Source organism: Neisseria dentiae, assembly GCF_014055005.1.
GTDB lineage: Bacteria > Pseudomonadota > Gammaproteobacteria > Burkholderiales > Neisseriaceae > Neisseria > Neisseria dentiae.
This window is the reverse complement of sequence record NZ_CP059570.1, coordinates 1,314,953-1,337,912: the sequence shown is the minus strand read 5'-3', so window position 1 is coordinate 1,337,912 and position 22,960 is coordinate 1,314,953. Positions and strand designations below refer to the sequence as shown.

19 protein-coding genes are annotated in these 22,960 nt (G+C 52.6%); 9 read left to right on the top strand and 10 right to left on the bottom strand.

Annotation, left to right across the window (positions count from 1 at the left end; genetic code table 11):
* Positions 1 to 29 precede the first annotated feature (29 nt).
* On the top strand, positions 30 to 1,136 hold the full coding sequence (locus tag H3L92_RS06305) for an alpha/beta hydrolase (RefSeq protein ID WP_085365954.1): 1,107 nt from the start codon (positions 30 to 32) through the stop codon (positions 1,134 to 1,136).
* Between the two features lie 311 nt (positions 1,137 to 1,447).
* Here the strand turns inward: H3L92_RS06305 and H3L92_RS06300 are convergent, their stop codons facing one another.
* From H3L92_RS06300 to H3L92_RS06280, 5 genes are all read right to left on the bottom strand, one after another.
* The gene (locus H3L92_RS06300) at positions 1,448 to 2,947 is read right to left on the bottom strand and encodes a class I SAM-dependent DNA methyltransferase (RefSeq protein ID WP_245945476.1); all 1,500 of its coding nucleotides are present in this window, start codon (positions 2,945 to 2,947) and stop codon (positions 1,448 to 1,450) included.
* Positions 2,947 to 4,494: an RNA/DNA-binding domain-containing protein gene (locus H3L92_RS06295; RefSeq protein ID WP_085365953.1), complete on the bottom strand. Its 1,548-nt coding sequence runs from the start codon at positions 4,492 to 4,494 to the stop codon at positions 2,947 to 2,949. Before H3L92_RS06295 ends, H3L92_RS06300 begins: the two co-directional genes overlap by 1 nt.
* Complete coding sequence (locus H3L92_RS06290) at positions 4,491 to 5,957, bottom strand: restriction endonuclease subunit S (protein ID WP_085365978.1); 1,467 nt, start codon at positions 5,955 to 5,957, stop codon at positions 4,491 to 4,493. The genes H3L92_RS06295 and H3L92_RS06290 overlap by 4 nt, the downstream gene beginning before the upstream one ends.
* 2 nt (positions 5,958 to 5,959) lie before the next feature.
* The gene (locus H3L92_RS06285; protein ID WP_085365952.1) at positions 5,960 to 8,803 is read right to left on the bottom strand and encodes a type I restriction endonuclease subunit R; all 2,844 of its coding nucleotides are present in this window, start codon (positions 8,801 to 8,803) and stop codon (positions 5,960 to 5,962) included.
* Positions 8,804 to 8,958: 155 nt separating this feature from the next.
* On the bottom strand, positions 8,959 to 9,879 hold the full coding sequence (locus H3L92_RS06280) for a LysR family transcriptional regulator (RefSeq protein WP_085365951.1): 921 nt from the start codon (positions 9,877 to 9,879) through the stop codon (positions 8,959 to 8,961).
* Between the two features lie 107 nt (positions 9,880 to 9,986).
* On the opposite strand from H3L92_RS06280, the gene H3L92_RS06275 reads away from it, so the two are divergent.
* The 4 genes from H3L92_RS06275 (at position 9,987) to H3L92_RS13260 (ending at position 13,489) form a co-directional block, all read left to right on the top strand.
* Positions 9,987 to 11,051, top strand: a complete 1,065-nt coding sequence (locus tag H3L92_RS06275; RefSeq protein ID WP_085365950.1) for an alpha/beta hydrolase — start codon at positions 9,987 to 9,989, stop codon at positions 11,049 to 11,051.
* 103 nt (positions 11,052 to 11,154) lie between these two features.
* Positions 11,155 to 12,129: a cupin domain-containing carboxymuconolactone decarboxylase family protein gene (locus tag H3L92_RS06270; protein ID WP_245945475.1), complete on the top strand. Its 975-nt coding sequence runs from the start codon at positions 11,155 to 11,157 to the stop codon at positions 12,127 to 12,129.
* A 163-nt stretch (positions 12,130 to 12,292) separates the two neighbouring features.
* Positions 12,293 to 12,682 carry a transposase gene (locus H3L92_RS06265; RefSeq protein WP_085365949.1) on the top strand — a complete coding sequence of 130 codons (390 nt, stop codon included), beginning with the start codon at positions 12,293 to 12,295 and terminating at the stop codon, positions 12,680 to 12,682.
* A 366-nt stretch (positions 12,683 to 13,048) separates the two neighbouring features.
* Positions 13,049 to 13,489, top strand: a complete 441-nt coding sequence (locus tag H3L92_RS13260) for a hypothetical protein (RefSeq protein WP_245945474.1) — start codon at positions 13,049 to 13,051, stop codon at positions 13,487 to 13,489.
* A 431-nt stretch (positions 13,490 to 13,920) separates the two neighbouring features.
* On the opposite strand, the gene H3L92_RS06255 is transcribed toward H3L92_RS13260, so the two are convergent.
* The 4 genes from H3L92_RS06255 to H3L92_RS06240 all read right to left on the bottom strand — a co-directional run bounded on the left by H3L92_RS06255 (position 13,921) and on the right by H3L92_RS06240 (position 17,909).
* The gene (locus tag H3L92_RS06255; RefSeq protein ID WP_085365948.1) at positions 13,921 to 14,784 is read right to left on the bottom strand and encodes a phosphoribosylaminoimidazolesuccinocarboxamide synthase; all 864 of its coding nucleotides are present in this window, start codon (positions 14,782 to 14,784) and stop codon (positions 13,921 to 13,923) included.
* A 374-nt stretch (positions 14,785 to 15,158) separates the two neighbouring features.
* On the bottom strand, positions 15,159 to 16,061 hold the full coding sequence (locus tag H3L92_RS06250) for a metal ABC transporter solute-binding protein, Zn/Mn family (RefSeq protein ID WP_085365947.1): 903 nt from the start codon (positions 16,059 to 16,061) through the stop codon (positions 15,159 to 15,161).
* 94 nt (positions 16,062 to 16,155) lie between these two features.
* Entirely contained in the window at positions 16,156 to 17,031 is an 876-nt protein-coding gene (locus H3L92_RS06245; RefSeq protein ID WP_085365946.1) for a metal ABC transporter permease, read from the bottom strand.
* Between the two features lie 149 nt (positions 17,032 to 17,180).
* The gene (locus H3L92_RS06240; RefSeq protein ID WP_085365945.1) at positions 17,181 to 17,909 is read right to left on the bottom strand and encodes a metal ABC transporter ATP-binding protein; all 729 of its coding nucleotides are present in this window, start codon (positions 17,907 to 17,909) and stop codon (positions 17,181 to 17,183) included.
* Between the two features lie 308 nt (positions 17,910 to 18,217).
* Here H3L92_RS06240 and H3L92_RS06235 point away from each other — a divergent pair, with 308 nt between their 5' ends.
* From H3L92_RS06235 to H3L92_RS06220, 4 genes are all read left to right on the top strand, one after another.
* A complete protein-coding gene (locus H3L92_RS06235; protein WP_085365944.1) occupies positions 18,218 to 18,517 on the top strand; it encodes a DUF2288 domain-containing protein in 300 nt (99 codons plus the stop codon).
* A gap of 10 nt (positions 18,518 to 18,527) precedes the next feature.
* Positions 18,528 to 19,067 carry a glutathione peroxidase gene (locus tag H3L92_RS06230; RefSeq protein ID WP_085365943.1) on the top strand — a complete coding sequence of 180 codons (540 nt, stop codon included), beginning with the start codon at positions 18,528 to 18,530 and terminating at the stop codon, positions 19,065 to 19,067.
* Positions 19,068 to 19,097: 30 nt separating this feature from the next.
* Positions 19,098 to 20,150, top strand: coding sequence for an NADP(H)-dependent aldo-keto reductase (locus H3L92_RS06225; protein ID WP_085365942.1), 1,053 nt, complete (start codon positions 19,098 to 19,100; stop codon positions 20,148 to 20,150).
* A 168-nt stretch (positions 20,151 to 20,318) separates the two neighbouring features.
* The gene (locus H3L92_RS06220) at positions 20,319 to 21,446 is read left to right on the top strand and encodes a M14 family metallopeptidase (RefSeq protein ID WP_085365941.1); all 1,128 of its coding nucleotides are present in this window, start codon (positions 20,319 to 20,321) and stop codon (positions 21,444 to 21,446) included.
* 174 nt (positions 21,447 to 21,620) lie between these two features.
* Here H3L92_RS06220 and serC read toward each other — a convergent pair whose 3' ends face one another.
* Entirely contained in the window at positions 21,621 to 22,724 is a 1,104-nt protein-coding gene (gene serC, locus H3L92_RS06215; RefSeq protein ID WP_085365940.1) for a phosphoserine transaminase, read from the bottom strand.
* Between the last annotated feature and the right edge of the window lie 236 nt (positions 22,725 to 22,960).

The following is a 22,960-nucleotide window of genomic DNA, read 5'->3' as shown; positions in this document are numbered from 1 at the left end:
TCTGAACAACCCGCAAAGGAAGAAAACCCATGAAAAAAACCTTATTGCTCGCCGCCTTATCCCTCGCGTTGGGCGCCTGTGCCCAAAGCGGCAACGGCCGCCTCACGCTGGCGGAACAAGGCAGTTTCGCCGTCGGCGGTACCGTAAAAACCAGCGAAGGCCGCTACGATGCCAACCCCGCCGCCTTAAAAGGCAACAACAACGACTTCTGGAACGTTTATCAGGCTTCCACCCAAGCCGGCGGCCAAACCCTGCACGGCGACCACGCCGCCGTGTTCTACCAAATCCCCGAACGCGCCCGCAGCCTGCCGCTGGTGTTCCTGCACGGCTACGGCGGCTCCATGCGCGCTTGGCAGACCACGCCCGACGGCCGCGAAGGCTTCCAAAACATCTTCCTGCGCAAACGCTACCCCGTGTATCTGGTTGACCAGCCGCGCCGCGGACAAGCCGTCCGCAGCACAGTTGGTTCTGAAATCAAAGCCACCCCCGACGATCAATTCTGGTTCGCCCAGTTCCGCATCGGCAGCTACCCGAACTTCAACCAAGGTGTAGCGTTTCCGCAAGATCAAGCCGCGCTGCAACAATTCTTCCGCACCATCACCCCCGACACCGGCCCCACCGATGCCGCCGCGATTACCGGCAGCATGGGCGCGCTGTTCGATAAAATCGGCGGCGGCATTCTGGTTACCCACTCCGCCGGCGGTGCGTTCGGCTGGCTGATTGCCGGCCAAAACCCCAACGTCAAAGCCGTGGTGGCCTACGAGCCGGGCAACTTCCCCTTCCCCGAAGGCGAAGTGCCGCCGGTGATGGAAAACCGCTTCGGCAACATCGCCCCGATGAAAACCGACGCCGACACCTTCCGCCGCCTCATACAAATCCCGATTGTGATCTACTTCGGCGACTTTATCCCCGACGCTCCCGATGGCACTCAAGGCGGCGACCAATGGTATATGCGCATGAAACTGGCGCAAGATTGGGTAAACACCGTCAACAAACACGGCGGCAAAGCCACGCTGGTGCACCTGCCCAAAGTGGGCATCAAAGGCAACACCCATTTTCCGTTCAGCGATTTGAACAACCAACAAGTGGCCGAACATCTGGCCGGCTGGTTGAAAGATCAGGGTTTGGACAAATAAGGCTTTCAGACAGGCCTATCCCATGCCTGTCTGAAAATATTCGGAACACACGTTATATCCGGGTTGAGAGCTTTGCAAAATTCTTTTCGATAACTTAAAACATTTGCGTCATACTCGGGCCTGACCCGAGTATCTGCTTTTCCTTCCAAAACCAAAAGATACTCGGGGCAAGCCCGAGTATGACGACGGTTGGGTATTTCAGACGGCCTTATTTTGATTTTGCCGATTGCGGGCAAACAGATTTGGCAAAACATCATGCCTGTCTGAAAACAGATGCTTTGTTTTCAGACAGGCATGTTCCATGAATTTCCTTATCCGCCCAACTGCGCCGCCACGCTGCGGAAATTCACCAAAGCCGCTTCGATATTTTCAATAATCTCATCGGCCAAAATATCAGGCTCGGGCAAATTATCCAAATCGGTTAGGGAATGGTCTTTGAGCCAGAAAATATCCAAGCTGGTTTTTTCGCGTTTATTGATTTCATCGATGCTGAATTTGCGCCAGCGCCCGTCAGGATTGGTTTCGGCGTGGTAGGTTTCCGTGCGTTGAAAGCGGTTTTCAGGGCAATAACAGGCGATAAAATCCTGCAAATCCGCCAGCTGCATCGGTTTTTTCTTCAAGGTGTGGTGCACATTGGTACGGTAGTCGTACACCCACACTGCTTGGGTAACCGCTTTTTCCTGAGCCGGGTGGTTATCAAAAAACAGCACATTCGCTTTCACGCCGTTGGCGTAGAAAATGCCGGTCGGCAAACGCAAAATGGTGTGCAAATCCGTCATCTGCAACAATTTCTTACGCACCGTCTCACCTGCGCCGCCTTCAAACAGCACATTATCGGGCACCACCACTGCCGCGCGTCCGTTGTTTTTGAGCATGGTGTAAATATGCTGCAAGAAATTCACCTGTTTGTTGGAAGTGGTGGCCCAAAAGTCTTGGCGGTTATAAACAAAATCTTCGCTTTCCGCTTCTCCCTCGGCATTGGTGACGGTTATGCTGCTTTTTTTGCCGAACGGCGGATTGGCCAACACCAAATCCGCTTTGCGCTCGCTTGGCGCCACCAAAGAATCATCGGAGCTGATCGGGCTTTCGCCATCCATTTCGCCGATGCCGTGCAAAAACAAATTCATCAGGCACAAACGGCGCGTATTGGCAACAATTTCATTGCCAAAGAAGGTGCCGTTTTTTAAGCGTGCTTTTTGTTCGGCATTTAAATCGCCGTGTTTTTCCAAATAGCCATATGCGGCTAACAAAAAACCGCCCGTGCCTGCGGCAGGATCGGCAATCACGGTGTCGGCTTGTGGGCGCACGCATTGCACAATGGCTTCAATCAATGCGCGCGGGGTAAAGTATTGTCCTGCACCTGATTTGGTATCTTCAGCGTTTTTTTCCAAAATGCCTTCGTAAATATCGCCCTTCACATCCACGCCCAAGCGTGTCCATTTGGTTTCGTCTATCATCGCTATCAGGCGGGATAGTTTGGCTGGGTCTTGGATTTTGTTTTGCGCCTTAGCAAAAATTTGCCCCAGCAAGCCTTTTTTCTGGCTTAAATCACGCAATAATGCAAGGTAATGGCTTTCCAGATCGGCGCCGGTGCGGCCGGTGAGGCTTTTCCAGTTGTATTCGGCGGGAATGCCGACATCACGGTTATAAGGGGGCTGGCTGTATTCAAATGCCATTTTCAAGAAAATCAGATAGGTAATCTGCTCCAGATAATCGCCGTAGCTTACGCCGTCGTCGCGCAGCATATGGCAAAAGCTCCATACTTTTTGCACAATGGCGTTTGGTGTTGGGTTGTGTGGTGTGGTCATCATCAGTTTCTCTTAAATGTTGCCAATAATTTTTTGCCTTGGTCAGTCAAGCGGTATTTTTGATTGCGGCTGTTGGGTTTGTCGGGAACCGTCATTTCAATCAGATTCAGCGATAAAGCAGGCTGTATGTATTTGTTCCTAAAATACGTTGAATGAGATATGGCTAATTTTTCTCTTAATGCTTTGGCACTGTCTTCACAATTTTCCAGACGTTCCAACATCAAAATAACTTGGTCACTAACTTGGTCACTAACTTGGTCACTAACTTGATCGGTTTTCGTTTCACCAGATAAAACAAAAGCCTCGTGAATCGGCAGCCGAATCATAAAATAAGTACGTTCTTCATCGGATTCAAAAACAGGCATGGGCGAGCCGTTTTCCTGCATCACCCGCAAAATGGTCGGAACACCAGTCGAACGGCCTTCGGTCAGTTCCAATTCTTTCAAAAATTCGCCGATTCTGCGGTTTCGATAACGGCGGCTGACCGCCCTGCCTGCCTGTAATGTTTCCATTCTGATGGAACGGTCGGGGCCGGGGTAGCTCAAAATCAGGATTTCGTGCGGATCGATGCGCACTTCTATCGGCTCGCGCAATTCATAAGAGCGGTGATACACCGCATTTACCAATGCCTCTTCAATGGCTTCAAAAGGAAAATTGAAAAAACGCCTTGCTTCGGCTTGATTGGGCAGCTTAACCACTTTTTCCTGCACATAATTGTTTTTAATAAAATTCAAAGCATCTTTGGTCATTTGCCCCAAAGGGCCTTGAAACACTTTTTCTTCAAAATGCCCGCCGCCTGCGCCTTGGGGAAAATACACCACATCAATTTGGCTGTAAGGAAAGAATTTTTCCGGCCGGCTGTTGAAAAACATCAGCCCGACATTTTTCGGAAACAGCGCCTCGGGCGTGCCGCCTGCGATATTCATCCGCACGGCAAGTTCTTCAATGCTCAAATTTTTGGCAATCGGCGCCAAATCGCTTTTCACGTCTTTGAGGAATTCGCGGATTAAATGCGGCTCCAAGTCATCCAAAGTTGCCGAAATATGCAAGCGGTCGTCAAAAGGCACTTTATTGGCCAGACCGATCAATTCCTGTTCATCCGCCCCGGTGGCCACAACCGTGCTGGTGTGCTTGCGGATATAGTAAGCCCATTCTTTATGGTCTTTTGCCAAACTTTTTTTGGCTTTGTAAGGGCGCACTTCGCCGCCTGCCGCCCACAAAACCAAAATGCTTTTGCCTTGGATTTCATAAACCGCAGTCAAGGTGTTGAACGCAGGCTGAATGGCACTGCGTTCAATATTCAAAAGCTCTTTTTGAATGCGGTCGATTTCATCCGCTGACAAACCCACGGGCGGCAGTTGCGGCATGCCGTTTTCTTCCCGCACACCGATGACCACATAACCGCCGCCCAAATTATGAAAATCGTTGGCAAAGGCGCAGAGGGTGTGCAAAACGCTTTCGGGATTCCAGCCCTCCTTATATTCCACCCGTTCGCTTTCGATGGTGCGTTTTCTCAGCAAATCATGGATATTGATCGGCAGTTTATTCATGATTTATTCCCGAAAAGGCTACCTGAAAGGCCGTCTGAAAAGTCATCCGAAAGCCTGCCTGAAAACGCTGCTTTCAATACCGCCTGTTTAAGCAGTTCGGCCTGTTTGAGTTGTGTGGCAAGCTCGGCGGCCAGTTGGTCGCAAGCGGTGAGTTTGCTTTCCAAGATGGCAACGATTTGGGTTTGTTCGGCTAATGAGCAAAGTGGAATATTTATGTCCTTAATACGTTCTTGACCAATATTTCTCATAGAATCCTGATTACCACTGCTTTTATCCATAATTTGTTTTCTTCCGTCAGAAGAACGTAAATAGTACAAAACATATTCTTTTAAAATTTCGGTAAAATCAATACGTAGAGTTTTATCGCTCAGCATGATGTTTTTGTTTGTTTTTTTAACAATTACACATGCACCAACTAGCTCAATAGTATTTGCTCGGCTAAATAAAAAATCTCCAGTTTTAATGAAAAAATCAGGGTTTATCATATTTTCATTGAAACAAGTTTTGGTTTCATTTTCATCATATTCCCCCCATGTAACAGCACTTACCTTGGCTACACCAATTTCGTTATCCGCTGGTGGTCTTTCTTCACATTTAAAACTTTTACCAGCCTGAATATCTTGAATAAAATTCCCCAGTTTTATCACACCCCACCCATTTGGCAAATCTGAAAAATTTCCTTCAAATTTAACCGCTTGTGTAGGTGCTTTGGGTTTACTCGGCTTTTTTCCTTGTGTGCCTGTTTGTTCCCATTGTTTAACGGCAGTTTGCCAATCGGCAAGCTGCCTGTCGTGGTGTTGTTGGCGGGCCGTCTGAATTTGGGCGAGCAGTTCTTTTTCGGACGGCAAGCTGTCGGCGTGTTCCAACCGCCATTGTTTGGTGAGTTCGCCGTTAAAGGCGTTTTTGAGCAGGGCTTGGCGATATTGTTTGAGCTGCTGCCCGGCGGTTTTCAGACAGGCTATGCCCGCATCGATTTCGGCAAACAGGCTTTCGATTTTATCGACGATGGTTTGTTGGGTTTCAAGTGGAGGAATATTGACTAATGTCGCTTCAAATTTCCCTTTTGTAACATGAACCATTCCTGAACCATGTGCTTTGGTATAAAGTTCATTGGTAATATTATTAAGTAAATAATAAACAAATGTTTTATCTACATTTTCTTTTGGCAATACTTTAAAGATATGCTGATTTAAGAAAGCATTCTCGCCTTTCCAAATATATGCTCCAAGCGATGCAGACCATGCAAAAAGCAAATCTCCATTTTCAATATGATATTTTTTCTCGATATTTCCAACATAGTAGTTATATTCGGCATTCGGGTTATTTAAATTTTGAATACGAATAATAGGTGTACCAGCCTTACTCCATTCGGTTGGTTTAAAGGCTCGACCATTAATATAAGTGGCAATTTCTCCTAAAGTTGATTTTTCCCACCCTTGCGGTAATGGTATTTCTGTTGTCATCTTTATGCTGTCCATTGTCGGTTAATCTCGTCTAACAGGGTGTCAAAATCCCGGTCGTTGGCGGCGATGGCGCTTAATACGTCATAGGCTTGCCCCAAGCCGCCGTGTTGGTTAAACGGGGTGAGTTCAAAGTCGTTTTCTTCAATGGCAAACGAGGTGATGAGGTGTTCCCGTATCATGGCCAGCCAGTGCATTTGTTCTTCGCTCAGCGGTTTGTCGGCGCGGGCGTTGTGCTCAAATGTCCATTTTTGGAAATTTTTGCGTACGGTTTTGGCAAACGGGGTGATGGTGTTATCGATGCCCGCCACGCGGCGGATCAAGCTCACCAAGGCGGTTAATTCGCTCTCCGCCTGCTCGTTTACTTTGTCCAGGCGGGCATAGGCCTGCCAAATATGGCTCAATGCCAGTTTCGGCTTGGCTTTTTTGATGGCGGTTGCCAGCTCTTTGATCATGGCCAGGCTTAAGGCCTGGCGTTGGTAGGGCTGGTTGTAAAAAATTTGCAGGGCGGTGATTTGGTCTTTGTGTTCGTCTATCCATTGGGCGAAGCTTTGGGTAAGGGCTTCGTCGTTATCCGCCCAGCCTGCGTGGGTGATTTCATCGATTTCGTGGTCAATTTTCTGCTCGTTTTGTTTGCGGATTTCATCCAGGGTGGTGATAAGTTCCATGGAAAGCGCTCGGGTGGCGGCTTTCACGCGTTGTTTCTGTATCTGCAAAACGGTTGGTTCAGACGGCGTTTCGTCAAGGGAAATGCCTTCTTGCTCGCAGGCTGCCTGATGGATTTCGTCGGCATTGATGGCGTGGAACAGGTCTTTGACCAGTTGTGATAAAGGAATGCCGCCGGTGATTTGGGCAATGTGTTGCTGCTGTTCGCTATCCAGCTGTTTGTTCAAACGGACCAGGCGTGCCGCCAGCGAGCTGATGCTGTCGCTGTCGAACGCGCCGCCGAACACCACGGCTTTGCCCAAATCGGAGAAGCTGACCGAACGCTTGGTGTCCAGTTGCTGGCTGGCGGTTTTTAAGGATTTGGTTACGCCGATGGCATCGACAATCACATAATGGGTTTTGGCCGTGCGGGCCGACGGGCTGACTTTTTGCAGGCCGTCTTTATCCAGCGTGCGGGTGCCGCGCCCTTTCATTTGCTCAAAATAGTTGCGGCTTTTCACATCGCGCATAAACAGCAGGCATTCGAGCGGGCGCACGTCGGTGCCGGTGGCGATCATGTCGACGGTAACGGCAATGCGCGGGTGGTAGCTGTTGCGGAAGTTGGCCAACACGGCTTTCGGCTCTTCGCCCTCTTCGATGATTTCGCCGTGTTCGTCCACAATATCGTCTTTGGCTTTATAGGTGATTTTTTTGCAGAATTCGTTGCCTTGTCCGAATTCTTCGCGCACCATTTTGATGATGTCGTCGGCGTGGCTGTCGTTTTTGGCAAAAATCAGGGTTTTGGGCACTTCTTGGCGGTTGGGGAAGATAACGGGCAAATGGTCGCGGAAAGTGCGGATAATGGTGCGGATTTGGCTGGGGTTGACAATGTCCCGATCCAGTTGTTTGGCGGTGTAGGTTTCGTCGGTGTCTTGCTGCTGCCAGCGTTTGCGACGGGTGGTGCGCTCGCGGTGCTCCACCAGTTCTTCGGCTTTGAATTTGCCGCCCTTCTCGCTGATTTTGGTGTTGATCAAATACACTTCGTTGCCCACATTCACGCCGTCGGCCACGGCTTGTTCGTGGCTGTATTCGCTCACTACGTTTTGGTTGAAAAAGCCGAAAGTTCGGTTATCGGGGGTGGCGGTTAAACCGATCAGATAGGCATCGAAATAATCCAAAACCTGCCGCCACAGGTTGTAAATGGAGCGGTGGCATTCGTCGATAAAGATAAAATCGAAAAATTCCGGCGGCAAATCGGGCTGATAGGCTACGGGTAACGGTTCTTTCAAGCGGTTTTCCCATTCTTCCAGCCCGATGCTGTCGTCGGGAATGTCCAGCTCTTTGCCTTTCAGCAGTGAATACAGGCGCTGAATGGTGCAGATGCACACTTCTACGCCTTTGGGAATATGCGGCGATTTGATGACTTGGGTGTTGTAGAGTTCGGTAAATTTGCGGTTGTCGCCGGGCGGGGTAAACACCAGCATTTCTTGCTCGGCCTGTTCGCCCAAGTTAACGGTGTCGACCAAAAACAAAATGCGCCGCTTGCCGGTGTATTTCAGCAGGCGGTGCATAATGCTGATGGCGGTATAGGTTTTGCCGGCGCCGGTGGCCATCTGAATCAGGGCGCGGGGCAAATCTTTTGCCAAAGAAGCCTGCATGTTTTCAATGGCGGTTAACTGGCAATCGCGCAGTCCCAGTTCTGATGCCGGCAAACGGTTGGGGTTGAGCGCGGGCATGGCTTTTAATTTGGCGCGCAGGGTGTTTTTGCCTTCATTCGCCCATTTTTGCAGGGTTTCGGGGCGGTGGAAGTGGAATACTTCGCGGGCGCGCGGGGCGGGGTCGTTGCGGTTGGTGAAATGGGTAACCACGCCGGTGCTTTCATATAAAAAGGCGATTTCGGCCTGAGAAATGTTTTTCAGTTCGCTATCGGCATAGCGTGCGCTCTGCTCTTCAACCGTGTTGAGCTTGTGGCCGAAGTTTTCCGGCTTGGCTTCAATCATGGCCACCGGCTCTCTGTCTACAAACAGCAGGTAATCCACCGGCCCGGTTGCGGTGGGATATTCGCGCACCGCCACCCCCAAACCGGCATTGGGGTTGTAGCTGTTTACCGTTTGAATCATCCAGCCTGCCTGCTCCAGCTTTTGGTCGATAATGTCGCGGGCTTGTTGTTCGGGATGCTGGTTGTAGAAAATTGGCCGGGTCATGAGTGTTTTCCTCAATGAGCAGTATGGTTATGAATTTCGTGAAAAAGCGGTGAAATTATATCGCAACATGAGTGGTTTAACGGAACGGTTTGTTATTCTTGCCCGGGTTTTCTATAACGGATGCCGGTTAGTGGTTTTATGCCTGTCTGAAACTTTCAGACAGGCATTTTGTTTTTAACCGCCGGGAAATAGCGCTGCAATATCTGTGTTAATAAATCGAACACCAGCAACACCCGTTGCGGCGTGATGCTGTGGTAGGGGCGGTAAAGATACAGTTGCCAAGTTTGGCGGGGAATGTCGGGCAGCAGCTCGATCAGCTTGCCGGCGGTTAATTCGCTCTGGCAGATGCCGTCTAAAATAAACGCGCACACCCTGCCCGATAAGGCGGCCAGCTCGCTGTAACCGTCGGTGGCGGCCAAGGCGGGGCGGCGGGGGATGAAGTTTTGCTGTTCGTTGAAATACCAGCCCCAAGGGCGGCCGGTTTCCTGATTGATTTGGCTGCTCAAAGGATAGCGCCGCTGCAAATCTTCCAGATTTTCAGGCAGCCCGCAGCGTGCGGCCAATTCGGGCGCGGCAACGATGCGCTGGCGCATTTCGGTAATCGGGCGCACCACCCAATCGGGTTCGGGCGAGAGGCCGACGCGCACGCCCATGTCAATTTGGTGTTCCGTGAGCTTTAGGCGCGCGCTGTCGGCATACCATTCCAGCACGATGTCGGGATAATCGCGCAATTGTTGGCACAGTTCGCCCAAAATTTCCGCGTAAAAAGGCAGCCTCGGCAGGGTAATGCGCACCACGCCGGCTAAATGGTCGTCGTTGCGGGCATGGTCGGTAAACAGCAGCTCGGCATCTTCCAGCAATTGTTTCGCCCGCGGCAGAAACTGTTCGCCAAACGCCGTTAAACGGATGGTGCGCGAATTACGTTTGAACAGCACTTCGCCGACGGCGCTTTCCAATTCGGCAATCATGCGCGACACCACTTGCGGCGAAACCGATAAGCGCACGGCCGTTTCGCGGAAATTCAGCGTTTCGGCGGCGACGCAGAAATGGCGCAGCGCTTCCAATTTATTTAACATTATTGTTACTGTTTTTGGAATGTTGCATTCCTTGATCGTTCATTGTATCAGAACGAACAGAGGGCTAGAATGACCCTATCTTTTTTACAACCATAGGAAACCCCATCATGAATTTCGCCAAATTATCTTCACCTTTCGTTTTAGCCGCCGCCCTTGCCGGCGTTTCAGGCAGCGTGGCCGCCGCCGATTACCGCAACAACCCGTTTACCTTGGTGTACGACGGCGCCATCCGCCAAAACGAAGCGGGCAAGGTCAATATCCGCCCCGTTTCCTACACCGTCAACGGCATCAAAATCGCCGCCAATGTGTATACGCCGGCCAATTTCAACCCGAATAAACAGTATCCTGCGATTGTGGTTGCCCATCCCAACGGCGGCGTGAAAGAACAGGTGGCGGGCTTGTACGCGCAAAAATTGGCGGAGCAAGGCTATATTACGATTGCCGCCAATGCCGCTTATCAAGGCGCGAGCGGTGGCGAGCCGCGCCAAACCGACAAACCGTTTAACCGCATTAACGATGTTCACGGCATGGTGGATTTCATTAGCCAATTCAAAGGTGTAGATACCAAGCGTATCGGTGCATTGGGCATTTGCGGCGGCGGCGGTTACACCTTTGCCACCGCGCAAAGCGACAAACGCATTAAAAGCGTGGCAACGGTTAGCCTGTTCAATACGGGCTTAATCCGCCGTAACGGTATGAATGACAGCGCGGTTGCCACCATTCAAGAGCGTTTGGCAAAAGCCAGCCAAGCACGCAATCTGCTGGCAAAGGGTGAAGTGCAATATGAAGCCAATGCCGATTTAACCAAAATCACCGATGAACAAATCGCCCAAATGCCCGCGGGATTATATCGTGATGGTGCAGAATATTATGGCAAAACCCATTTCCACCCCAATTCAACGCCACGCTACACCACAGAAAGCTTATTGGATTTGATGACATGGGATGCAACCGACCAAGCCGAATTGATTGACCAACCCTTATTGATGATTGCAGGTTCGGCAGCCGATACGCGCTACATGACGGAACAAGCTTTTGCCAAGGCCACCGGCACGAAAAACAAAGAGTTGGTTTTGATTGACGGCGCAAGCCATATCGAAACCTATTGGAAACCCGAATATGTGAAACAAATCAGCGCGAAATTAACGCAGTTCTTCGGCAAAACCTTATAGCTCTTTTTCAGACAGCCTAAACGCTGCCTGAAATTTTGGAGACAATCAAATGAAAAAAACGTTGTTATTTTCTACCGTACTTGTCTTAACCAGTTTGCCAGTCTTGGCGGAACAAACGGTTACATCTTATAACCAACATCAATGGACAGCCGCACCGCGCGAACATTTTTCAGGTGCGGCACGTTTTGCCAGGCTGCCTGAAATCCCGAATAGTCCAAATGCTTCAGCGATTGTAGAGTTTGAAGCGGGCGCCATCACCGATTGGCACACCCATTCGCACGGGCAGTATTTAATCGTTACCGAAGGCGAAGGGCGCACGCAGGAATGGGGCAAACCGGTTCGAATCATCAAAAAAGGCGACGTGGTGTGGTGTCCGCCCAATGTCAAACATTGGCACGGCGCGGGCGAGCACACCGCCATGAGCCATATCGCCGTCAGCCCGCAAGCTGCCGACAACAAACCCACTTGGCTGGAGCGCGTGCAACTGCCGCCCACCGCCGCACCCGATATGGCAAAACACCGGCAAACCACGCCGCTTTCCGCCAAACAGCTCGCCATCGTGCCGATTGCCGCCCTGTCTGCCGCAGGCGATAGCGGCCGTCTGAAAACCGCCATCGAACGCGGTTTGGAGCGGGGGCTGACGGTGAACGAGATTCAGGAAATCTTTACCCACCAATCCGCCTACGCCGGCTTTCCGCGCGCGCTCAACGGCATGAACACACTGCAAGCCGTGCTCAAAGAGCGGCAGGCGCGCGGCATCCGCGACCCGCAGGGCAAAGCCGCCGCTACACCGCCCGACAACACCGACTACTACGCACTCGGCCGGCAAACCCTGCAAACCTTGGGCTCGCCCGCCGCCGACAGCGTGATTGCCAGTCACGAAGGCATAGACCGCGCCCTCAAAGCGCATTTGTTCGGCTACCTGTTCGCCCGCGACAACCTGAATTACGTTAACCGCGAGCTGGGTTACCGTTTCCACCATCGCCGCGCTGGGCAAGGCAGACGCCCAACTACACTCACATTTGGGCATCACCCAACGCTTGGGCGTGAACAATCAACAATTGCAGCGCGTGTTTGATGTGTTGGCCAAAGAATACGACCCGCAAGCGGCCGAACAGGCGCGGCGGGTGTGGGCGGAGCGTGCAAAATAAAAGCGCGGTGCGAAAAATCAGGCCGTCTGAAAGTTAGGGTTGCTTTCAGACGGCCTGATACCTTTGTGAAATCCGAACCAAGCCGAGACCATTTCAGACGGCCTAAAAACCATTCCGGCAGTCGGCAGTCTGACCGCCGCTATACTCACAAACTACCTTTTAAGCGGCAAATTCAAAAACGCAAATCAATTTACCGCATTCGCCGGCTTGAATCCCCAAGCAAAAGAATTAGGCAAAAGCGTAAAAGGCAAGGTCAAACTAACCCGATACGGAAACAGGCGGCTGCGCTCCGCTCTCTTCATGCCCGCAATGGTAGCCTTAAGACGCGGCTATTTCTCCGCGCTCGTAAACCGTCTAAAAGCCAAAAACAAACCGCCGATGGTGATACTTGTTGCCATCATGCGCAAATTGGCCGTTATCGCATTTCACCTTTACAGAAAAGGCGAAAAGTTCGATTCCGAACGCTACAAAGCCGCGTAAAGCTAACGCAAAATAACAAAGCGGGTTTTGCTGGAAAGTCAAGCAAAACCCGCTTAATATCGTCATATCTGCGCAAAATGACACACTTAAGTATCAAGTAAAAACAAATACATACAAAAAATATGTAAAATGCTGATTGAATCTTAAAGTGTTATCTTTGCAACAATATCCTTTTGCACCTCCCAAAGCATCAAACGTAACGGCACCAGAAATGGCAAGCAGCATTATCAATACAAAGTTTGTCTGAAATTTTTTGATGGCGACAGATACTTCAATCCTGACGAATTATGGCGGCTCTACGGTAAACAGACCTCGTAACAACTTGCTGACTACTCCCATTACAGTAGCAAAACCATCAGTCGCCATTTGAAAAAAGTTGCCGCAAGAAAACCGGTTTGCCACCCTAAATACGTTACCATCTATTTCGGCAGAAGTTTTGGCATTACGGTTCTGTATGACAGAGCCAGTAATCAAGCCTTGTTGGTCGACGAAGTCAAATATGCAACCAACGCGTTATATCTCGAAGCAATTCATAGAATCAAGAGAAAAGGCATAACAATACAAAGTATTACCCATGATGGCGGACAGTGCTTGATGCAGATGTTTCCCAATATACCGATACAGTTGTGCCAGTTTCATCAACTGAAAACCATCAACAGCTATCTGACCCGCAAACTGAAACAAGCAGTACAAGATTTGAAAGCAACTGCATTGACTCTGAAAAGCAGTATCCGCACGCAATTTCAAAATGCACTAAGATGCTGTTTTGAGCAGTATAAAAACCTACTAAACGAGCGTACTGTATAACCCTGAACCGGGTAAATCTCATTACACTCACAAGCGGCTAAGAAGTACGTTTAACAGTCTGAAACGAAATATGGATTATCTGTTTACTTTCGAACAAGTTTGTCGAGCCGAACATCCCAAAAACAAGCAATTCGCTTGAGAGGGGACTTTAGTGATATGAAGCGGAAATTACGGTACTATCAAGGCATGAGAAAAGATAATAAAATTAGGTTCCTTAAAGATTATCTTCCTGTTAGATAAGCCTGAGTAACACCCAAAATGTCCCTTAGGAAGGTGTTACTCCAATAATAGCACCCATTTTGTCCCTTACGCCTGATTACACTATCTACATCAATCAGTATCAAAAATTTTGAGTTTTTGTTGAGATTAAAAGCCGTCTAGGTAGGGTTCCCTGACAGCTTTTTGTTGTTTGGTATTTTAAAATTGATATATTAATCCTGTGTGAGCAGGTTCAGCGCTTCGCGGTATTTTTCCACCGTTTTGCGGATGATTTCATCGGGCACTTTCGGTGCGGGTGCCTGTTTGTTCCAGCCGCTTTGCTCCAGCCAGTCGCGCACGAACTGTTTGTCGAACGAGGGCGGATTGGTGCCGACGCGGTATTGGCCGGCCGGCCAAAAGCGGCTCGAATCGGGCGTAAGCACTTCGTCCATCAGCGTCAGCGTGCCGTTTTCGTCGAGGCCGAACTCGAATTTGGTGTCGCAGATGATGATGCCGCGGGTTTCGGCGTATGTGGCGGCTTCGGTGTAGAGCTGAATGGCTTTGCGGCGCACTTCGGCGGCCAGCTCTTTGCCGATGATGGCTTCGCATTCTTCAAAGCTGATGTTTTCGTCGTGATCGCCCACGGCGGCTTTGGTGGAGGGGGTGAAAATCACTTCGGGCAGCCGCTGCGCCTCCTGAAGGCCTTCGGGCAGTTTGATGCCGCACACGGTGCCGGTTTGCCGGTAGTCTTTCCAGCCGCTGCCGGCCAGATAGCCGCGCACGATGGCTTCCACTTTAACCGGCGTGAGCTTTTTGGCGATCACGGCACGTTTTTCCAACGCACGCGCTTCGTCTTCCGGCAGCACGTCGTAAACAGTGTCGCCCGTGAAGTGGTTGGGCATGATGTGGGCGAGTTTGCCGAACCAGAAATTGGAAATCTGGGTGAGGATTTCGCCTTTGCCGGGAATCGGGTCGTCGAGAATCACATCGAAGGCGGAAAGGCGGTCGGAAGCGACCATAAGCATACGTTTTTCGTCGATTTCGTATAAGTCGCGGACTTTGCCGGAATAGATTTTTTTCAGGCTGATGGCAGACATGGCTTTTTCCAAGAATGAATGGCTTGCGGGGCAGCTATTTTAGCTTAAATCGGCAGGGCGGGGGGATTCCTGTTGGGAAGGTTAGGTTGTTTATACTTTTTATGTCGAACCGTTTTTATTTTTGCTGAAATGATTGTTTTGTGATTGTTGAGCATTCTCAATAGTCACACGGAATTACCGTGCTTATTGGCATTCTTGACAACTCTCAAAAATCCCAACATGGATTTTCATGCAAAAAATGAAAAGTGTAAGTAACGATAGAGTTTTCTATATAAAAACAATATATTATATATTTGAAAATAGAAGGCCGTCTGAAAACAAACAGTGCGGTATTTGTTTTCAGACGGCCTGAACGGTTGCCTACCAAACAAGGTTTATTTCATGGCATCGCTCAATGCGCGCACGTTGTAGCGGTACATATTCACATAGCTGTTGGCAGGGGCGTTTTTGCTCAGCGCGTCGGAGTAGAGCTTGCCGCTGGGCTTCACGCCGGTTTCTTTGGCGATGCGGTCAACCATGCGGGTGTCTTTGATGTTTTCGGCAAACACGGCTTTGATGCCTTCGCGTTTGATCTGGCGGATGATGGCCGCCACCTGTTTGGCCGACGGTTCGGCAGAGGTGTTCACACCCTGCGGGGCGATAAAGCGGATGTTGTAGCGTTTGCCCATATAGGCGAAAGCGTCGTGGCCGGTGAGCACTTTGCGTTGGTTTTGCGGGATGGCGGCAAACGATTTCTGTGCGTCGGCGTGGAGTTTTTTCAGTTCGCCCTGATAGGCGGTAAGGCGTTGGCGGTAATAGGCCGCGCCTTGCGGGTCGGCTTTGATCAGGGCGTTGGCAACGTTTTGGGCGTAGGTTTGCATCAGCACGGGGTCGGTCCAAACGTGGGGGTCGTATTCGCCGTGATCGTGGTCGTGGCCGTGATCATGGTCGTGCGCGTGGCCGCCTTCGGGGGCTTTGAGGGCGGAGATGCCTGCCGCTGCTTCGGCATAGGGCACTTTGCTTTGCTTCACGGCGCGTTGCACGTCGCCGCCCTCGAGGCCCAAACCGTTCATCAGCACCAGTTTGGCGCTGCGGATTTTTTTGATGTCGCCGCTGGTGATGTGGTAGGCGTGCGAATCTTGGTCGGGGCCGACCAAATTCTGCACGGCCACGCGCTCGCCGCCTACTTGTTTGGCAACGTCGCCCAAAATGCTGAAGCTGGCGACCACGTTCATGGGGGCGGCGTAGAGGCTGCCGGATACGAGTGCGGCAATCAGGCCGGTTTTCCAATGTTTCATCTTAAAACTCCTTTTGATATAACGTAACAAACAAAGCGGTGGTTAAAGCATTTTGAAAACAGCAGGTTGAGGCCGTCTGAAAACTATTTGGCCATCAAGCCCGGCGGTGTTTTTTGTGGCGCAGCCATTTCGGAATGATGCCGCCTTCCAAACCGAGCAGCACCGAAACCAGATAAAACGCGCCGCACCACAAAATAATCGCGGGGCCGGAAGGGATTTCGATGTAATACGAAAACAGCAGCCCGCCGAAGCCGCACACCAGAGCGGTTAATACCGCCAGCAGCAGAAGCATACCCATATTTTTCGCCCACAGGCGCGCGGTGATGGCGGGCAGCATCATCAGCCCCACCGACATCAGCGTGCCCAAAGCCTGAAACCCCGCCACCAGGTTCATCACCACCAGCACCAGAAACAAAACGTGCCAGAAGCCGCCTTTGCCGTTTACCGATTTTAAAAACAGCGGGTCTATGCTTTCGAGCACCAGCGGGCGGTAAATCACGGCCAATGCCACGATGGTAACGCTGGCGGCTGAGGCAATCAGTTGCAGCGCGGGCAAATCCACGGCCAGCACCGAGCCGAACAGCAGGTGCAGCAGATCGACGCTGCTGCCGTTTTTGCTTACCAGCACCACGCCGATGGCCAGGCTGCTCAAATAAAAGGCAGCGAAATTGGCGTCTTCTTTCAGCGAGGTGAAGCGGCTGGCCAAACCCGCAAGCAGCGCCATCAGCATACCCGCCGCAAAGCCGCCCGCACTCATAACGGGCATACTCAATCCGGCAAACATATAGCCGACGGCGGCACCGGGCAGCACGGCGTGGCTTAAGGCGTCGCCGATCAGGCTCATGCGGCGCATCACCAGAAACACGCCCACCGGCGCGGCGCTGAACGCGAGGCACACCACCGATGCGAGCGCATAGCGCATAAAGTCGAATTCGGCAAACGGCCCGATGATTAATTCGTAAAGATTCATGTTGGAAAGCAGAAGCCGTCTGAAATATCAGGTGGCGGTTTATCGGATATGGCGGGTGGTTTTCAGACGGCCTGAAGGCAGTTTTGCAAAGGTCTTGGCCCGAATTTGTTTGAGGCCGTCTGAAAGCAGGTTTTGCAAAAGCTTCGAAATCAGGCCGTTTCGCACCAATCTGCCGTTTCATGCCGCTGCATGGCGGCGTTGGCCTGTTGCAGAAAGGTGTCGGTTAACACTTTCTCGGTGGCGCCTTCGGCGATTTTGTCGCGGGCAATCAGCAGCGTTTCGGGAAAATACGCCCGCACCTGCTCGTAATCGTGCAGCACCGCCACAACAGACTGGCCGCTGCCGTGGCAGCGCCGCAAAACATCGAGCAGGGCATAAGTGGTTTTGGCGTCCACCGCGTTAAACGGTTCATCGAGCAGCAGAAATTTCGCATTCTGCGCCAACATACGCGCAAACAAAACGCGCTGGAACTGGCCGTTGGAAAGATGGGCAATCTGGCGGTCGGCAAAATCGGCCATTTCCACCCGTTCCAATGCTTCCGTCACCCGTTTGCGCTGCGCGGCGTTCACCCGTCCGAAAAAGCCGATTTCATACCACAGTCCCATTGCCGCCAGCTCAAACACGCTGATGGGCTGGCTGCGGTCGATATCCGACTGCTGCGGCAGATAGGCGATGTCTTGGCGGCGCAAACCGACATGGCGCACGGTGCCGGTGTCGGCTTTGAGCAAGCCCATCACCGCCTTGAGCAGAGTGGATTTGCCCGCACCGTTGGGGCCGAAAACGGCGCACATACAGCCGTCGGCGAACTCGGTGTTCAAATGGTGGACGGCCGGCCGGCGGCGGTAGCTTACGGTGAGGTTTTCAACCAGAATGCTCATGCCACCGCCCAGAAATAAGCGCCCCACAGCAGGGCGAGGGCGGCGGCGGCCAGCAGCAGGCGCTGGGCGAGGCCGGCGAGTAAAATGGAATTCATGCTTAACAATCTTTCAGACGGCCTTATCTTTATGCGCAAGGCTGAAAAGCGCAAATGATACTGTATAACATTCTATTTGTAAAACGCAGGCAACAAGTCTCTGCCGAAACGCCCTGTATTTTGCGAAGGCTTCAAAAGGCCGTCTGAAACAGAAAGGCGGCCGCAAATGGCGTACAATAGCCTCCAACCGTTTCAACATTCTCAGGGAAAAGCATGAACGACAACCTGCTCAACGACAAACTCAACCTCGAAACCGCCCGCATTTCATGGAACGAGCTGCAACCGCATTTCGCACGCGGCGCGGCGGTGTATGTGAGCGCCGATCTGGATCTGATTCAAACTGCCCGCCTGATGGCCGACGACGATGCCGCCGCATTGGGCGAACTGATGAAGCAGGGCAGGTTCGGTGTGGTTAGCGAAGAGCAGGCGCACCGCTTTCTGGCCGCCAACCAAGCCATGTGGGCGGTGGTGGTGGCGCCGTGGGTGCTGGTGCAGCCCTGCACCGGCGAATGAAAGGATAAACATGACCGCCCGACTCTATGATTTCGTGATGAAAGACGCACAAGGCAACAACGTGGCATTGTCTGCCTATGCCGGCAAAGTGCTGCTGATTGTCAACACCGCCACACGCTGCGGCCTCACCCCGCAATATAGCGAACTGCAAACCCTTTATGCCCGCTATGCCGGGCAGGGTTTGGAAATTCTCGATTTCCCCTGCAACCAGTTCCGCAATCAGGCGCCCGAGACCGGCAGCGAAATCGAGCAGGTGTGCCAAACCAAGTTCGGCACGCAGTTTAAGATTTTCGGCAAAATCGATGTGAACGGCGCCGATGCCCACCCGCTCTACCGCTACCTGAAAGCGCAGCAACCGCACGACAGCGGCGGGGGCGGCATAAAAGGCGCCCTGTTGAAGCTGGCCGCACTCGGCAGCAAGCGCGAAGCGGGCGATATCGAATGGAACTTCACCAAGTTTCTGGTTGACCGCAACGGCAGGGTTGTAAACCGCTTCGCGCCCGCAGTTGCCCCGCTTTCGATAGAAGGCGAAATCAAATCATTGCTTTAATTCACCATAAATCAAACGAAAGGAAACCCTATGGAAAAGCGCGAACTCGGCAAAAGCGGCATCATGGTCAGCAAAATCTGCTTGGGCACCATGACCTGGGGCGAGCAAAACACCGAAGCGCAGGCGCACGAACAGCTGGATTATGCGCTGGCCAACGGCGTAAACTTTATCGACACCGCCGAAATGTATCCCGTGCCGCCGTGCCAAGAAACCTACACCCGCACCGAACAATATATCGGTAACTGGATCAAGCGGCGGGGCAGGCGCGATGATTTCGTGCTGGCCAGCAAAGTCGCCGGCCCCACCGGAGCCAATAACCTCGACAGCTACATCCGCGGCGGCAACGATTTTTCGCGCGCGCAGATTATCGAAGCCTGCGAAGCCAGTCTCAAACGGCTCAACACCGATTATCTCGATTTATACCAGCTGCACTGGCCGGAGCGGCAGGTAAACTTTTTCGGCAAACTCGGCGTGTCGGCGCTGGCCGAAAACGAACGGTTCACGCCGATAAACGAAATTGTCGATACCTTGGGCGAACTGGTACGGCAGGGGAAAATCCGCGCGTTCGGATTATCCAACGAAACCCCGTGGGGCACGATGCGCTATCTGAACCGGCACGAAGCAAACCCCGAACTGCCGCGCGCCGTCTCGGTGCAAAACCCCTACAACCTGCTCAACCGCAGCTACGAAGTGGGCATGAGCGAAATTTCACTGCGCGAAAACATTCCGCTGCTGGCTTATTCGCCGCTGGCCTGCGGCGTGTTGAGCGGAAAATACCGCCACGGCGCCATGCCGGAAAACAGCCGTTTGGCCTTATTCGAGCGCTTCAAACGCTATACCAAGCCGCAAGGTTTCGCGGCGGTGGAACGCTACGCAAAAATCGCCGAAGACGCCGGTTTGAGCCTCACCGCCCTGTCGCTGGCCTTCGTAACCGGCAGGGCTTTTGTGGCCAGCAACATCATCGGCGCCACCACGTTGGAGCAATTGCGCGAAAACATCGCCAGCGCCGAAGTGGTATTGCCGGACGACGTGCTCGAAGCGGTGGATGCCGTACACGCCGAAATCAGCAATCCCTGTCCTTAAAACAAGCCCGGGTATGATTGGCAATAAGGCGGGGGAAACCTTTGCAAAATCCGTTCAGGCCGTCTGAAAAGGTTTCAGACGGCCTGTTTGCTTCTTAAAGACATCAAACACCAAACGGTTTAAAATAACCGCTTCGAGTCTGCCTACCAAGCCTAAACAGGAATCCACATGAAAATCAGCACCCAGTTCGATGCCGGCGCCGTAACCGTAATCGATGTGGAAAACCCCGCCGATATCCGCCTGCAACTGCGCCCCGACAACGCCTCCGATTTCGCCCAATGGTTTTATTTCCGCCTACAGGGCGCGGCTTATCAGAATTGCGTGATGCACTTTGAAAACGCCGCTTCCGCCGCCTATCCCGCCGGTTGGGAAGACTATCAGGCCGTGGCTTCCTACGACCGCCAAAACTGGTTCCGCGTGCCTACCCGCTACGAAAACGGCGTGCTTACCATCGAACACACGCCGCTGTCCAACAGCGTGTATTACGCCTATTTCGAACCGTATTCCTACGAGCAGCACCTCAACCTGCTCGGCGACGCGCAAGGCAGCGGGCTGTGCCAGATAGACGACTTGGGCAGCACCGTGGAGGGCCGCGACATCAACCTGCTCACCATCGGCAATCAGGCCGCCAGCGATTTGAAAGTGTGGGTAACCGCCCGCCAGCACCCCGGCGAAACCATGGCCGAATGGTTCGTAGAAGGCCTGCTCGCGCGCCTGCTCGACCCGCAAGACCCCACCGCCCGCGCGCTGCTCGACCAAGCCACGTTCTACATCGTGCCCAATATGAACCCCGACGGCTCCGTGCGCGGCAACCTGCGCACCAATGCCGCCGGCGCCAACCTCAACCGCGAATGGCAAAACCCGACTGTGGCGCGCAGCCCCGAAGTTTATTATGTGCGCGAAAAAATGCTAGAAACCGGCGTGGATTTGTTTTTAGACATCCATGGCGACGAAACCATACCTTTCGTGTTTGTGGCGGGCACCGAAGGCGTGCCCTCGTATAACGGCCGCATCGCCGAACTGGAAACCCGCTTCAAAAACGCCTTCGCCGCCGCCAGCCCCGATTTCCAAGACGAACACGGCTACGCGAAAGACGCGCCCGGCCAAGCCAATATGACCATGGCCACCGCCTGGGTGGGCGAACAGTTCAAATGCCTGGCCTACACGCTGGAGATGCCGTTTAAAGACAACGACAACCTGCCCGACGACGACTTCGGCTGGAACGGCCAACGTTCGCTGCGTTTGGGCGAAGCGGCGCTTTCCGCTATTTTGAGCGTGTTGCCGCAGCTGCGTTAACGGTATGGCGAACCAACTTAATAAAAAACACGCCCGTTATGCCCGGGTCAAACCCGCTAATGGCAAAGCTGTTATCAAACAAGTGGTTTTGTTATAGCAGTGTTTGGGCGTGATTCGCAAAACATCAGGCCGTCTGAAAACATTTCAGACGGCCTGAATCCATTTAAGGCTCAATCAGCCGTAGCGGCGTTGGAAATCCTGCATAAAGCCAACCAGCGCTTCCACGCCTTGCAGGGGCATGGCGTTGTAGATACTGGCGCGCATTCCGCCCACCGATTTATAACCCTGCAACAGTTTCAGGCCGGCGGCGTCGGCTTCCTGAACGAAGCGTTGGTCAAGATCGGGGCTTTGCGTGCCGAACACCACGTTCATTTTCGAGCGGGCGCCGGGGCGGATGTTGTTGATGTAGAAACCGCCGCTGCTGTCGATGGCGTTGTAGAGTTTGGCGGCCTTCAGCGCGTTTACCGTTTCTATCTGCGCCACGCCGCCTTGCGCCAGCAGCCAGCGGAACACCAGCCCGGCGATATAGATGGGATAAGTGGCGGGCGTGTTGTGCATACCCTGGCGGTTGATGTGGGTTTGGTAGTTCCACACGTCGGGCACGCGCTCGGAGCAGCGCTCGAGCAGGTCTTCGCGGATAATCACCACGGTTGCGCCTGCCGGGCCGATGTTTTTCTGCGCACCGGCGTAAATTACGCCGAAATCGCGCACGTTGATGCGGCGCGACAAAATATCGCTCGACATATCGCAAACCAGCGGCGGCATATCTGCACCCGGCCGGGGCAGTTCGCCGTATTGCAGGCCGTTTACGGTTTCGTTGCTCGCGAAATGCACGAAAGCCGAGTGCCGGTCGATATCCCAAGTGTTTTCGGGCGGCAGGTCAAGATAGTCGAGCGCCTTGCCGTCGGCCGCGAGATGGATTTCGGCGTCGGAAAGCTTGCCCATCTGTTTGTGTGCCACCGACGACCAATTGCCCGTTACCACCGAATCCACCCGTTTGAATCCGTTGGCGAAGTTCATCACCACCATATTGAACTGCGAGCTGGCGCCGCCTTGCAAAAACAGGATTTTATAGTTGTCGGGAATATCCAGCAGCGTGCGCAAATCCTGCTCGGCATGGTGGAGGATGCTCATGAACACATCGGAGCGGTGGCTCATGCTCATCACGGGAAAGCCGGTGCCGTTGTAATCGAGCATTTCATTTTGCGCGGTGCGCAGCACCGCATCGGGCAGCACGGCGGGGCCGGCGGAAAAATTATAAACGGGAGTGGGTAACATATTGATGTGCCTTGAAAAGAAAACCTAATCGGGTAATGCGGGCATGATGCGGCGCAATTGCCGGCTTTGGAAAACCTTCATGAGCGCCGCTTTCCGGCATACGGTTCCGCCGGCCGGAACGCCCGATTCTAGCCCGTGGCGGGGTGTTCCGCAAGGCAGGTTGAGACTTTTGCAAAATTACCTTCAGACGATCTGAACGAATTTTGTAAAGGTCTCAGGTTGGTTTTAGAAAGTGT

Coding starts and splice junctions, on each gene's coding strand:
- H3L92_RS06280 (WP_085365951.1), bottom strand. CDS start 9,879: ATGTTAAATAAATTGGAAGCGCTGCGCCATTTCTGCGTCGCCGCCGAA.
- serC (WP_085365940.1), bottom strand. CDS start 22,724: ATGTTACCCACTCCCGTTTATAATTTTTCCGCCGGCCCCGCCGTGCTG.
- H3L92_RS06290 (WP_085365978.1), bottom strand. CDS start 5,957: ATGACAACAGAAATACCATTACCGCAAGGGTGGGAAAAATCAACTTTA.
- H3L92_RS06295 (WP_085365953.1), bottom strand. CDS start 4,494: ATGAATAAACTGCCGATCAATATCCATGATTTGCTGAGAAAACGCACC.
- H3L92_RS06235 (WP_085365944.1), top strand. CDS start 18,218: ATGAACGACAACCTGCTCAACGACAAACTCAACCTCGAAACCGCCCGC.
- H3L92_RS06245 (WP_085365946.1), bottom strand. CDS start 17,031: ATGAATCTTTACGAATTAATCATCGGGCCGTTTGCCGAATTCGACTTT.
- H3L92_RS06240 (WP_085365945.1), bottom strand. CDS start 17,909: ATGAGCATTCTGGTTGAAAACCTCACCGTAAGCTACCGCCGCCGGCCG.
- H3L92_RS06220 (WP_085365941.1), top strand. CDS start 20,319: ATGAAAATCAGCACCCAGTTCGATGCCGGCGCCGTAACCGTAATCGAT.
- H3L92_RS06225 (WP_085365942.1), top strand. CDS start 19,098: ATGGAAAAGCGCGAACTCGGCAAAAGCGGCATCATGGTCAGCAAAATC.
- H3L92_RS06305 (WP_085365954.1), top strand. CDS start 30: ATGAAAAAAACCTTATTGCTCGCCGCCTTATCCCTCGCGTTGGGCGCC.
- H3L92_RS06230 (WP_085365943.1), top strand. CDS start 18,528: ATGACCGCCCGACTCTATGATTTCGTGATGAAAGACGCACAAGGCAAC.
- H3L92_RS06255 (WP_085365948.1), bottom strand. CDS start 14,784: ATGTCTGCCATCAGCCTGAAAAAAATCTATTCCGGCAAAGTCCGCGAC.
- H3L92_RS06250 (WP_085365947.1), bottom strand. CDS start 16,061: ATGAAACATTGGAAAACCGGCCTGATTGCCGCACTCGTATCCGGCAGC.
- H3L92_RS06275 (WP_085365950.1), top strand. CDS start 9,987: ATGAATTTCGCCAAATTATCTTCACCTTTCGTTTTAGCCGCCGCCCTT.
- H3L92_RS06300 (WP_245945476.1), bottom strand. CDS start 2,947: ATGATGACCACACCACACAACCCAACACCAAACGCCATTGTGCAAAAA.
- H3L92_RS06285 (WP_085365952.1), bottom strand. CDS start 8,803: ATGACCCGGCCAATTTTCTACAACCAGCATCCCGAACAACAAGCCCGC.